This is a genomic window from Enterococcus sp. DIV0421 (assembly GCF_051713745.1).
GTDB classification, from domain to species: Bacteria; Bacillota; Bacilli; order Lactobacillales; family Enterococcaceae; genus Enterococcus_D; species Enterococcus_D casseliflavus.
This window is the reverse complement of sequence record NZ_JBIOQM010000001.1, coordinates 114,798-126,544: the sequence shown is the minus strand read 5'-3', so window position 1 is coordinate 126,544 and position 11,747 is coordinate 114,798. Positions and strand designations below refer to the sequence as shown.

The 11,747-nt window shown below is 43.0% G+C and carries 11 protein-coding genes and 1 other annotated feature; of the genes, 5 read left to right on the top strand and 6 right to left on the bottom strand.

Going from position 1 to position 11,747, the window contains the following annotated elements; all coding sequences use genetic code 11:
• Positions 1-176 precede the first annotated feature (176 nt).
• From IGI96_RS00545 to IGI96_RS00530, 4 genes are all read left to right on the top strand, one after another.
• Positions 177-1,259: a M42 family metallopeptidase gene (locus IGI96_RS00545; protein WP_270288071.1), complete on the top strand. Its 1,083-nt coding sequence runs from the start codon at positions 177-179 to the stop codon at positions 1,257-1,259.
• A gap of 9 nt (positions 1,260-1,268) precedes the next feature.
• Complete coding sequence (locus IGI96_RS00540; RefSeq protein WP_270288070.1) at positions 1,269-2,054, top strand: DUF975 family protein; 786 nt, start codon at positions 1,269-1,271, stop codon at positions 2,052-2,054.
• 206 nt (positions 2,055-2,260) lie between these two features.
• A complete protein-coding gene (locus IGI96_RS00535; protein WP_016610950.1) occupies positions 2,261-3,001 on the top strand; it encodes an MBL fold metallo-hydrolase in 741 nt (246 codons plus the stop codon).
• A gap of 18 nt (positions 3,002-3,019) precedes the next feature.
• A complete protein-coding gene (locus IGI96_RS00530) occupies positions 3,020-4,024 on the top strand; it encodes a lipoate--protein ligase (protein WP_015509943.1) in 1,005 nt (334 codons plus the stop codon).
• 45 nt (positions 4,025-4,069) lie between these two features.
• On the opposite strand, the gene proS is transcribed toward IGI96_RS00530, so the two are convergent.
• Together proS and IGI96_RS00520 are read right to left on the bottom strand one after the other, a co-directional pair.
• Positions 4,070-5,503, bottom strand: a complete 1,434-nt coding sequence (proS, locus tag IGI96_RS00525) for a proline--tRNA ligase (RefSeq protein ID WP_270288069.1) — start codon at positions 5,501-5,503, stop codon at positions 4,070-4,072.
• A gap of 40 nt (positions 5,504-5,543) precedes the next feature.
• Positions 5,544-5,748, bottom strand: a binding site (T-box leader).
• Positions 5,749-5,844: 96 nt separating this feature from the next.
• Positions 5,845-7,686 carry a hypothetical protein gene (locus IGI96_RS00520; protein ID WP_270306505.1) on the bottom strand — a complete coding sequence of 614 codons (1,842 nt, stop codon included), beginning with the start codon at positions 7,684-7,686 and terminating at the stop codon, positions 5,845-5,847.
• Positions 7,687-7,863: 177 nt separating this feature from the next.
• Here IGI96_RS00520 and IGI96_RS00515 point away from each other — a divergent pair, with 177 nt between their 5' ends.
• A complete protein-coding gene (locus IGI96_RS00515; RefSeq protein WP_016610953.1) occupies positions 7,864-8,382 on the top strand; it encodes a S24/S26 family peptidase in 519 nt (172 codons plus the stop codon).
• 62 nt (positions 8,383-8,444) lie between these two features.
• On the opposite strand, the gene IGI96_RS00510 is transcribed toward IGI96_RS00515, so the two are convergent.
• The 4 genes from IGI96_RS00510 to IGI96_RS00495 are packed head-to-tail and all read right to left on the bottom strand — an operon-like array spanning position 8,445 to position 11,679.
• Positions 8,445-9,125 (bottom strand): energy-coupling factor transporter transmembrane component T, encoded by a 681-nt coding sequence (locus tag IGI96_RS00510; RefSeq protein WP_270288067.1) that lies wholly within the window; start codon positions 9,123-9,125, stop codon positions 8,445-8,447.
• Positions 9,052-10,464: an ABC transporter ATP-binding protein gene (locus IGI96_RS00505; RefSeq protein ID WP_438784775.1), complete on the bottom strand. Its 1,413-nt coding sequence runs from the start codon at positions 10,462-10,464 to the stop codon at positions 9,052-9,054. The genes IGI96_RS00510 and IGI96_RS00505 overlap by 74 nt, the downstream gene beginning before the upstream one ends.
• Positions 10,461-11,063 (bottom strand): ECF transporter S component, encoded by a 603-nt coding sequence (locus tag IGI96_RS00500; protein ID WP_010749530.1) that lies wholly within the window; start codon positions 11,061-11,063, stop codon positions 10,461-10,463. The genes IGI96_RS00505 and IGI96_RS00500 overlap by 4 nt, the downstream gene beginning before the upstream one ends.
• The gene (locus IGI96_RS00495; protein WP_118215710.1) at positions 11,056-11,679 is read right to left on the bottom strand and encodes a YkoF family thiamine/hydroxymethylpyrimidine-binding protein; all 624 of its coding nucleotides are present in this window, start codon (positions 11,677-11,679) and stop codon (positions 11,056-11,058) included. The genes IGI96_RS00500 and IGI96_RS00495 overlap by 8 nt, the downstream gene beginning before the upstream one ends.
• Between the last annotated feature and the right edge of the window lie 68 nt (positions 11,680-11,747).

The window sequence follows — 11,747 nt, the reverse complement described above, 5'->3', positions numbered from 1 at the left end:
TAAAACGATCCTTAGAATTGAAGCGAACCTTGCAAGTTAGACCAAAAAATCTAACCTTGAGGATCACTACAAAACGAGGATCGTTTTTTCATTTAACCAATCTTTTTGTATTTCCCTCTGGCACCAGATTAAGAGAATGGTATAATCATAATCAATGAGACAAAGGAGGAAGCAAGATGGAGAAAAAAGAAGAACAGCTTTTAATAGACCTAACGACTGCACGTGGGGTTCCTGGGAATGAGGAGGAAGTGCGTGAAGTCTTTAAAGAATATGCCAAAGACTTTGCTGAAGATATCTTTTTTGATGGTTTAGGAAGTGTCATTGCCAAACATGTTGGTGATGGCGGTGGACCGAAAATTTTTATATCGGGACATATGGATGAAGTCGGCTTTATGGTAACTAAAATCACAGAAAAAGGCTTTATTGAATTCCAGACCCTTGGTGGTTGGTGGGGGCAAGTGATGCTGGCACAGCAAGTCGAGATCAAAACCAATGAAGGCAAATTGATCCACGGTGTCGTCGGTTCAAAACCACCCCATGTCTTGAGTCCAGAGACTCGAAATAAACCGTATGATATCAAAGATATGTTCATTGATATCGGCGCTTCAAGTGAAGAAGAAGCCAAAGGCTGGGGGATCCGTCCAGGAGATATGATCACCCCTTATATCCAATACAAACGGATGAACGACAGCAAATTTTTATTAGCCAAAGCATGGGACAATCGCATTGGTACGGCAGTATCACTGCGGGTATTAGAAACCTTGGCAGCCGAAGGACATCCCAACTGCTTGTTTGCTGGCAGTGACGTGATGGAAGAAGTTGGCCTAAGAGGGGCGCGAACAAGCACTCACTTAGTGAATCCCGATATCGCTATCGCACTAGATACTGGTACTGCTGGGGATACACCTGGAATGACACCAAAAGAAGCGGATTCTGTGTTAGGCAAAGGCCCACAAGTCTTGATTTTCGATGCTTCCATGATTCCTCACAAGAAATTATTGAATTTTGTGGTCGATGTCGCAGAAGAGATGGAAATTCCTTTCCAATATACCGTGATCACTGGTGGAGGAACCGATGCTGGTCAAATGCATTTGACTCGTGATGGGGTCCCTTCGATCGCTATTACCGTGCCAGTTCGTTACCTGCATTCTCATACTTCTGTCATTCATGAGGATGACTACTTCAATACAGTCAAGCTTGTGACGGAAGTGGTTCGCCGCTTAGACGATAAGACCGTTAAAGCATTGCGCAGTTATTAAGGTGAGTCTATGAGATCAAATACAATGATTCGAGAGACCTCCAAAAACTCCTTGCGCGGATTCTGGGGAACGTTCGTCTTAAGTATTTTAGCGACGGTTGCGGTACAAGCGGTGGTCAGCTCGCTTTTTAGTAGTATTGGGACTTCTTTTGGTGCAAACAATGCAGGGAGCTGGATCGATCTGATCTTGGACAATTTTGTCTTCTTTGCGTTTTCGGTAGCGTTGAGTATCATGGCACTCTATCTGGTTCGTGGCAGAGGAATCAACGTGGGGGATATTTTTCTCGTCTTTGATAAGCGTCTGTATGTACCGTTTTTGCTACTAAATTTAGTGAGCGCGCTTTTAAATTATCTTTTGAGTTTTGCGATTTTCTTGCCGCAGTTTGTCTTATCAGGACTCAATCAATATTTGGACTTGGTATTCAATTTTAATCGGGGAATCTCTATTGATGTGGCGATGTTTAATGGCTCGGTCGCTTTTGTGATTGGGACCTTTCTCTCCATCATTTTGTTCTTCTTTTTGTCACAAGTCGTTACTGGTGTGATTCAATTAGCAATCTATCTGCGCTATGATCAACCGGAATTAGGGGTTCTTCAGTCAATTAAAGTGGCCTTTGCGCTCTTGCGTCCACATCTGGGTCAATACATTTGGCTACAGTTATCATTGATTGGCTGGTTTATTCTCGGCTTTTTGGCACTGATGATCGGGATGCTATGGGCAAACGCCTACGCTTATGCAGTCAATGCAGTATTTTATGAGGAATTGATCAATGAACAACGAGCGATGATCAGATAAACAAAAAAGACGACGGCCCATTGGTCTGGCTCCCTGCAGATAGAGTAAAAAACTCATTCATAGGGTTCTACCAATAGAGGTCGTCTTTTTCTCGTTTTCTCGATCTTTTTTTGCAAAAAAATGGTCGGATTTTAGTCAAATCAGTTGAGATGTGATAGCATAAAAGAAGTAGAAAACCAGCTTGAGCCAAAGAGGAGGAAACACAAGTGAAAATAACTGTCTTAGGTTGTTTAGGTGCCTATCCGTATAATGGTGAAGGGACTACTGGCTATTTAGTTGAGTCGGAAGGCTTTCATTTGCTGCTTGATGCGGGAAGCACCACCTTGGTCCAACTAGAAAAAATCCTTGATCCTTTAGACTTAGATGCAGTGATTCTGACGCATTACCATCACGATCATATTGCGGATCTAGGGGTATTGCAATACTATTGGCAATTATATCCAGGAAACGAAGAACGCCAGGTTTTGCCAATCTACGGACATGGGGAGGATGCGGTTCATTTTGAAAGCCTGACGATGCCTGGAGTGACTCAAGGAATTGATTACCTCCAAACGGAGTCATTGGAATTGGGCCCGTTTACCATTACCTTTATGAAAACGATCCATCCAGTCACTTGCTATGCCATGCGATTTGTTGAGAAAAGCACAGGCAAGGTTTTTGTTTTTACAGGCGATTCTGGCTACTTAGAATCTTTTGTTCCGTTTGCACAAGGAGCTGACCTGTTTTTGGCAGATACCTATCTTTTTGCAGGCAATGAGCGGCACAAGGCTCATTTTACGTCAAAAGAAGCAGGCGAGATCGCCCATGCGGCGCAGGTAAAAAAATTAATGTTGACGCATTTGCCGCAACACGGTGACTTAGAACAGTTACGAGAAGAGGCTGCACTAGCTGCCAATGGGATCCCCGTTGAATTGGCGGCTGTTCAAAAAATAATTGAAATCATCTAATTAGGAGGAACGAATAGTATGCTTTTTGTACCGAACGAACTGAATGACCCACGCATCAATTTAGCCATCGAGATTTTTCTTCTTCAAGAAATGAAAGTGGATGAACCCATCTTACTTTTTTACATTAATGAACCATCGATTATCATTGGACGCAATCAAAATACGATCGAAGAGATCAATAAGGAATATGTGGATGAACATGGGATCCATGTCGTTCGTCGTTTCAGCGGCGGCGGTGCAGTCTATCATGATTTCGGAAACTTGAATTTCAGCTTTATTATGCCTGACGATGGGAATTCTTTCAGAGATTTTGAAAAACTGACCAAACCAATCGTCCAAGCTTTACATGAGATGGGGGTTGAAGGGGCGCAACTAAAAGGCCGCAACGACCTTGTGATCAATGACATGAAGTTTTCTGGGAATGCGATGTACGCAACAAATGGCCGGATGTTTGCTCACGGCACGATCATGTTTGACAGTGACATCAATGAAGTAGTCAACGCCTTGAAAGTCCGTAAAGACAAAATCGAATCAAAAGGCATCAAATCGATCCGTTCAAGAGTGACCAACATCAAACCATTCTTGCCAAAAGAGAAGCAAGACATGACGACTGAAGAGTTCCGTCAAGAAATCTTATTGAAGATTTTTGGTGTCGATTCCGTGGAAGACGTCAAAACCTATGAACTAACAGAAGAGGATTGGGTCAAGATCAATGAGATTTCCGATAAGTATTATCGTAACTGGGATTGGAATTACGGCAAATCACCAGCCTTTGATATAGAACGTCGTCATCGATTCCCAATCGGGTCCATCGAAGTTCGTTTAAATGTGGCAGAAGGAAAAATCACAGATGCCAAAATCTTTGGCGACTTTTTCGGCCTAGGGGACATTGCAGATGTAGAACAAGCACTGATCGGTACTCGTTATGCCAAAGAAGATTTGGCACAAGTCATTGCCAACATTGATGTCAAAAAATATTTTGGCAACATAACGCCTGAAGATTTTCTTTCATTGATTTATTAATCAAAAAACGAAGCAGCCTTTTCCATCTGGCTGCTTCGTTTTTTATTAGTATGCGCGGGCGATCCAAACGGTGTGTTTGGCAGGTTTCCCGCTGACAATATCGACCGTTTTTTCCATTGGCGCTTCAAACGGAATGTTCCGAGTAGTAAAGCCAGTTTCTTCTTTGATTTTGGCTTCGGTTTCTTCCGAGCCGTCCCAACCGATCAAAACAAAACCAGTCACTTTGTCTTCTTGTTTGCACGTTTCGATATGGGCTTTTAGTTCATCCAATGTATCGATGTTGGTGTACTCATTATCTTTGTTTCGTTCCTTCGCAGCTGCTAATAAACGTGGGGTCATTGCTTGTAATTCTTGGTCAACAAACGCTTCTAATTCCTCAAGCGCCACCGTTTGCTTATCAGGTAGGTCACGGACTTTGACCATGACTTTGCCAGCTTCTAAATCTCTTGGGCCACATTCGATTCGCAAGCAAGCGCCTTTTAGTTCCCATTCATTGAATTTATAGCCAGGTGAGTTATCAGAATCATCCAAACGAACACGAATGCCCTTGGCTTTAAAGTTGGCATACAGTTCTTCTAATTTTTCTAAGATGGCTGGATTCTTTTTCCAAGGACCGACTGGTAACAACACAACTTGGGTTGGTGCAATGGTTGGTGGGAAAACTAAACCATTTTCATCGCCATGGGTCATGATCAAGGCACCTAACAAGCGGGTAGAGACACCCCAAGAGGTTGTGTGGGCATAGGTATGCTTGTTTTCTTTCGTTAAATACGTAATATCAAATGCTTCAGCAAATTTTGTCCCCATGTAGTGGCTGGTTCCTGCTTGGACTGCTTTGCCGTCTTTCATCATCGCTTCGATCGAATAAGTATCTACTGCCCCGGCAAAGCGCTCAGATGGGGTTTTTTGTCCGCGATAAACAGGGATCGCTAGGAATTCTTCGCAAAGGCGGGCATATTCATCTAAGACTTTCATGGTGCGTTGACGAGCATCATCTTCATTTTCATGAGCGGTATGACCTTCTTGCCATAAAAACTCTGAGGTACGCAAGAAAGGCAATGTTTTCTTTTCCCAACGAAAGACGTTTGCCCATTGATTGATTTCATAAGGCAGGTCACGGTAGGAGTTGATCCAATCAGAAAAGGCAGAGCCGATCATGGTTTCTGAGGTTGGACGCAATGCCAAAGGTTCTTCCAGTTTTTCGTTGCCGACCTCTGTGACCCAAGGTAATTCAGGGGCAAAGCCTTCGATATGATCCGCTTCCTTCATAAAGAAATTTTGCGGAATCAGCATTGGGAAGTATGCATTGCGAATGCCTTCTTTTTTCAAGAAACGATTGAACTCCTCTTGAATATGTTCCCAAAGTTCGAAACCGTCAGGACGGAAAATAATGGAACCTTTCACTGGGGAGTAAGCCATCAATTCGGCTTTTTGGATCGTTTGGATATACCATTCTGTAAAATCATTTTTTTGTGTCATTGTTTTTCCTCCTTAAAAAATAAAAAAGCATCTCGTCCTAAAAAAGGACGAAATGCTTGGATTTCGCGGTACCACCTTTGTTGATTATCGATCGGGATAATCCAACTCATAAAGGATAAGGCCTTTCCACCGACCGTTTTGCGGTCATTGCCATTGGGTAGGTTCATTTTATCAGCGGGTGTCGATTTTTCAGCTGCCATCGACTCTCTTAGACCATCATAAAATTACTATTCCAATGCTTGTTGCTGTTCTTTATCATGCTAAAGCGAAAAAGCGAAAAAAGCAAGAGTTTTTTCGCTTTTTCTTAAAATAGACCGTTTAACGTATCGGAGAAAAGGCAGTCAGTCAAAAGACAGCAGATCCGCTTTAGCGGCAAGTGTTAAACGCAAAAAATGAAAATCATCTGAATCCTCGATACGCAGACTTCCTTGATAGACAAGACAAATTTGTTCCAGCATTTGCACATCGGTATGGATCGCCTGTCGTTTTGCTTCATCAGTTTGCAGTTTTTCTGCCTCATCCTCTGTTAAAAGCGGCATTTGACAGTCGATATGCAGCTGTTCTTTTGTGTCAGTCACTTTCAACGAAAGCTTGCGATTTTGAGGATCTGTGACCGAACAGGTGTAGCGGATGGCGTACTCTAAGCAATGGGCGATCAAGGACAGACGATCATTTTCGTCCAATCGTTCCAGTGGTTCCGTGAGGTCATCGCAGGTAAGGGTAATCCTTTTTTGAGCGGCGGTGTGTTGATAATCAGCAAGCAGCATCGTCGTGATCGATTCTTTTTCAACCGCAGGGATCGTTAGCTGCTGCTTGATTTCTTCTTCAATCTCGCAAAGACCTTCGTACGCAGCCGCTAGTTGTTCGTCTTCTAACATGTCTTTAATGGTATGGGTTCTCTTTTTGATGGTTTGTAAAACTTGCTGCCATTGTGCCGTTTGATCTGGACCGATCGCCTGCTGATTTTCATACAATCGCACTTTGATGTCTGCTGTGTCGATCTGCTTATTTTTGCCTTCACTGGCAAAAAAGAGTTCGAGGAACCCATAACAAGTAAAAATAAGTATCAGTAAGAAAAAGATGATCGAGCGCCAATTGATGTCAGATTGCGGGAGGACTAAAATATCCTGGATATACAAGAACCCATGACCGATTGCCGCGACAACGATCCAAGGTGCACAAAGGACATAAAATTGATTCTTTTTTAACGCCTCATAAATCGCCGCAAACGAAGTCACAAAGGTGCTGGTGATATTTAATAAAAACAGATAGTTCATGACGACTGGCAAACTTTGTTTTTGAAAAAGTGCCAAAAACATGGCAAAGATCCCGAAGGAGTAGTGAACAAACAACCATTTCTGATAATACTTACGTACGAAGTGCATGTTTGTGTAGTAAAACCCAATCAAAAACATGGGCGTAATAATCGAAAGAAAATTTAACATAAATGAATTCACGAGGGGAGAAAAAAGCAGTCCGCCCAGCAGATCCCCGAAGCCGGCTTCTAAACCTGCACTTAAAGCAAAGGCGCTGAATAAGATGGAAGATACTTTCAGCTTTCTTTGGTTGATAAAAGAAACGAAGAGATAAAATAAGTTAAGAATACAAATAAATCCGGTAAATAGGAGGATATAGATATTCAAAATTGAAAGACTAAAAACATAACCGATCAATGCATTGGCAGGGCCGAAAAAGACCTCGGCTGGAAAGCCAGAATAAGTGTCGAAAGGACTAGTCACGTAGATCTTCAACGTCTTTCCAACGTAATCCTCTGGCAATGTGATAAAAGATAAGGTTTTGCCAGGATGGTTGAAGGTCAATGAATGTTCGGCAGCTTCATTGGTATAAATTTCTTGATCATCCAGATAGACGGTCATGTGTTGATGATCGCCAATCAGTAGCATCGTTGGATATTTGTATTCATTGGTCATTTTTCGCTGCATGACAAATCGATCATTGGCTTTTACGCTAGGTAAATATTTCACATAACGGCTAATAAAAGTAGAATCAGGATTGTCTTCCGCATAAAAAATCCAATCTTCCTTCTTCTCCACGGTATGGTTATCAGAAGTAGGAGATAAGAAGAGTATAAGAAAAAAACCGATGCTTCCTAGCAAAAATAGAACGAGTAGGATAAAGGGAATCCAACGTTTAAAAAAGAACTTGTTATTTAAAAAAAGCATACTTTTTCTCCTGTGTTTTTTAATCGCCTTTAGCATAATATAAATAGTAAAATAAAGTCAAATAATAATCAGAAAAATACGCATAAAAATTCAATGAATCGTTTTTAAATATTTGAAAATAATTTAATTATGTTATAGAATCGAAAAAGAAACTGAGCCTTAGAAGGAGAAAAGAAAATGAAACTTTTGCCAAAACAAAGTATCATGCTCTCACTTTTTGTATTGTTGTTTATGCTGATTTCTGTTTTAGCGGTCGTGATTCCTCATGCGTTTGGTTTCACAATGGCCATTGTTAACAGCGATGCAATGGAACCTACATATTCCGAAGGGACATTACTTTTTGTTAAAAAGGCTTCAGAAGACAATTTGGTCGTTGGTAATGAAGTGACCTATTATGTTGATCACGGCAGACAGATGCGCACACGGCGAATCGTTGCAGTGGGAGAAAACCAATCGGTGCTTTATACGATCGGTGATAACCAAAGCCAGATGGAACCAAAAGAAATCCAAAAAAGCCAATTGATTGGGCAACCCATTTTTTATATCCCTAAAGTAGGGGCTTGGCTCAATCAAACGACGATCCAGCTTTTTAAAAACATGTATTTCCTTTTCGCAATGTATATTTTAGTGACCACCTTGTTTGTAACGCTCTATCAAATCAAATCTGGATCCATAAAAAAATCAATCATCTCTTAGCCATAAGAAGAAAAAAGCCAAAGAAACGGCAGTGTTTCTTTGGTTTTTTCTCTTTTTCCCCTTTATAAGAGCAGTGTTCCAGCGAGGCCGATTATCAGACAAAATGATAGAAAGAGCATATCGGCGAAAGTGATGCGAAATGACTTGGCGTAGGTTCGCTTTGCCTCGCTGTCAAATCCTCTTGAAAGCATCGCAGTCGCCAAGAGCTCAGACCAACGAATCGATTTGACCAGTAAAGGGATCAGCATCTTGAATGAAAATGGATTGACGGGGATTCCTCTAGAACGCATGCTATTACGGATATTCTGGTACTCGGCTGGAATGATGGGCGCAATTTGAAACGCAGCGAGCAGACCATAGGCAAAAACGGTGGGGAGTCGCAGCTGTTGCTGCAGCGAATAAATCAGCGCATTGATCGTGGTCGATACACTGAAAGAACTACCCAACATACCAAAGCAATAGATACGGCTTGCCATGTCAAGTCCATAGCGCATAGCTGCTGCTGAGGAAGAGCCACCTTGGTTGTCCTGGTAGTAAAGGAGTCCGGTGAAAAAGACCCCCACAGCTGCCAAGGTCAATGCAGAAACAAGCAAAAGGCTTTTTTTCAAAGAGCGTTCGTTTACAGAAACAGCAAAGAACAGGACACAGAGTAGCAGATTCAATCTGAAATTATTTTGAAAAGAAACCAGTAAGGCGAGTCCTAAAATGGCGAATAACTTGACTGTCGGGTTGAGGGTGCGCATCTATGTCCTCCTTTTCATAATGATTAAAATCAATGATTTGTGAACAAAATGCTTCCAATAATAAGACATCGTGACTAACGATCAAAACCAAGGTGCCGCTTGCGGCTTTTTCGGCTAACAACTGCATGACCTGCCAAGCTTGCTTGACATCTTGGCCATAGGTCGGTTCATCCACCAACAGTAATTTGACTGGTCGCTGCAATAAAGCTGCTACTGCCAAGCGTCTTTGCTGGCCTTGGCTGAGTAGAAAAGGAGACTGAGTGCTCTTGTTTTGTAGTCGCAATTTTTCCAGCAGTTTGTCACTCTCGGTCGCTGCAGGTCCTTGGCTAAGCTCCTGTGCCACTGTAGCAGCCAAAAACTGGTCCTGCGGATTTTGCATGATCCAGCTGATGGACCGAAAAGGGGAGGGATGCTTCTTGATTGGATCCCCGCACAGGCGAATGGTTCCTGAGTACGCCTGCTGCTGCAAGATCGCTTTTAAAAACGAAGATTTGCCGCTGCCGCTACGTCCGGTGAGCCCAATCATTGTCCCACTATCAAAGGTAAGATTTGGAAAAACAATCGCTTGGTTACGGATCGGCAGGCGAAAATCTTGAAAAGATAGCCGCTCTTTTGCAGAAAGTTTCTTAATCTCAACAGGCGGTAGTGACCTGCGCAGCTCCTGATCGAGTGCACGCATCTTTTCTTGATCGACGGATCTGAATCCTTCTTCAATCAGCAGCCACTCAGCTACCCAGTCAGCAGTTTCTTTGATTTGATGGTCGATCAGTAAGATGCCAATGGCATGTTGCTTTTGGAGCTGTCGCAGTTTTCGAATGATTTTTTGACTTGTGTCAGCGTCCAAATTGGCAAATGGTTCATCCAAAAGTAAGTAGCGACTCTTTAAAATCAGACAACAAGCCAATGCTACTAACTGTTTCTCACCGCCAGACAAGGTCGTAAAGGGCTGATCGGCAAGATGGCTGATCTCGCAAAACGTCAAGGCTTCCGCTACTTTTTTTGGCATGTCGGCTTGGGGAATACATTGATTTTCAAGACAAAACAGTAGTTCTTCTCGAGGCGTGGCCATACAAAATTGCATATCTGGATTTTGAAACAGTAAGCTGATCGACGTGCTTCTTTCTCGAATGGAAAGCTGGTTTAGCGTTCGGTCATCGATCGTATAGGTTCCTTCTTCAAACCCTTTCTCGTTAAGCCCCGCTAAGAGGTGGAAAAGAGTGCTTTTTCCTGTTCCTGAAGCACCATAGATTCCTTTTGTTTCTCCGGGGGCTAAAGACAGTGTCAGATCAAGCCGTTTTTGATCCACGAAAAAGCAGCCGTTTTTCACGAGCAGGCTCATGCCGCTTCTCGTTTGGCGCTAATGGTTTGGTCTTCAGCAATCGGGTAACTGTTGAGAACGCCCATGCGTGTCAGATGGTCACAGACGATCTTGACCAAAAAGGCGGAAAAGAATAAAGAAGAAAGCAAGCGAATAATAAAAATCACCACCAACAACTGCCATTGCAAGTCAACGAAATTTGACCGAATGATCCCCCAAAGAAAACTCGTGATCGTGGCGCCAATGGCACCAGTGATCAAAGGGAACCAGCCATAGCGACGGTAGCCACCTAATGCAAAGCCAGCTTCTGTTCCAATCCCTTGTACAAACCCGCTGATAAAAATAATCGGTCCATAAAAATTCCCCATAAACACTTCTAAAAGTGCGGCGATCATCTCAGTGATCGTCGCTGCGCCCGGTTTGCGCAGCACATAGCCAGCAAAAGCCGCTGCCATGAACCAAACCCCGAAAATAAACTCATTTGCTAAAACAGACAAACCAAAGGGGGTTAAAAGCGTACCTAACAACAGCCCAAAATGAACAGCGCCCAAATAGATCACGCCAAAAATCAACGAAGCGATCCCCACCATAATGACATCTTTTAAGACCCATTTAGTCATGCGACACCGCCTTCTTTTTGGAAGGACTGTTGACTGAGACCGTTGCTTCTAACACATAATGGGGAAGATGGTCATGGGCATACGCTAATGCCGCTTCAAAATACCCAAAGAGTTGGTTGGCCGTGCCCGTCAGCATCGTGACATAATGGGCGGAGCGAGGCGCCAAACCATAGGTTTCTGCCAGTTGGACGATGGCGGCGATCTCTTCCATATAATTATTTTCCCCAAATACATAAAACGAGTATTTACAATCCACGTCAAACGTACCATTCATAAGATTGCTTGCTTTATTGGGTTGTGCCTGTTCTCCATTCAAAAACGAGTCACCTGCAGAATCGCCAGGACAGCCCTTAGAAAAAGTAAACTCACCCACGAGGTGTGTCTTGGATTCGTAAGCGTTGATAAATAGCCCAGCTGCCGCATCGACAACACTTGGGGCTTCCCCTCGGAAAAGGGTGCTGAACAGATCGGTTTGCTGCCAAACAGCTGTTGTATCCGTCCGCTCAATGCTCGTTACGATTTGTTGCGCAAAGTGGTCTTTCATGGGGTACAAACTTACTCGGCACCCAGTGATATCGATCCCGCCTACGGCACAGGCGATTGGTTCATTTGTCATTTTCTCTTCTCCTCTCGATGGTTTTTCTGTCTACAAAAAAAGCGTTCCTCCTTTTTCTATCCACACGT

What these genes read in the sequence shown, in the direction of transcription:
- IGI96_RS00505 (WP_438784775.1), bottom strand. Translation starts at nt 10,464, where the DNA reads ATGAGCCTGCTCGTGAAAAACGGCTGCTTTTTCGTGGATCAAAAACGG.
- IGI96_RS00520 (WP_270306505.1), bottom strand. Translation starts at nt 7,686, where the DNA reads ATGCTTTTTTTAAATAACAAGTTCTTTTTTAAACGTTGGATTCCCTTT.
- IGI96_RS00510 (WP_270288067.1), bottom strand. Translation starts at nt 9,125, where the DNA reads ATGCGCACCCTCAACCCGACAGTCAAGTTATTCGCCATTTTAGGACTC.
- proS (WP_270288069.1), bottom strand. Translation starts at nt 5,503, where the DNA reads ATGACACAAAAAAATGATTTTACAGAATGGTATATCCAAACGATCCAA.
- IGI96_RS00540 (WP_270288070.1), top strand. Translation starts at nt 1,269, where the DNA reads ATGAGATCAAATACAATGATTCGAGAGACCTCCAAAAACTCCTTGCGC.
- IGI96_RS00545 (WP_270288071.1), top strand. Translation starts at nt 177, where the DNA reads ATGGAGAAAAAAGAAGAACAGCTTTTAATAGACCTAACGACTGCACGT.
- IGI96_RS00530 (WP_015509943.1), top strand. Translation starts at nt 3,020, where the DNA reads ATGCTTTTTGTACCGAACGAACTGAATGACCCACGCATCAATTTAGCC.
- IGI96_RS00515 (WP_016610953.1), top strand. Translation starts at nt 7,864, where the DNA reads ATGAAACTTTTGCCAAAACAAAGTATCATGCTCTCACTTTTTGTATTG.
- IGI96_RS00500 (WP_010749530.1), bottom strand. Translation starts at nt 11,063, where the DNA reads ATGACTAAATGGGTCTTAAAAGATGTCATTATGGTGGGGATCGCTTCG.
- IGI96_RS00495 (WP_118215710.1), bottom strand. Translation starts at nt 11,679, where the DNA reads ATGACAAATGAACCAATCGCCTGTGCCGTAGGCGGGATCGATATCACT.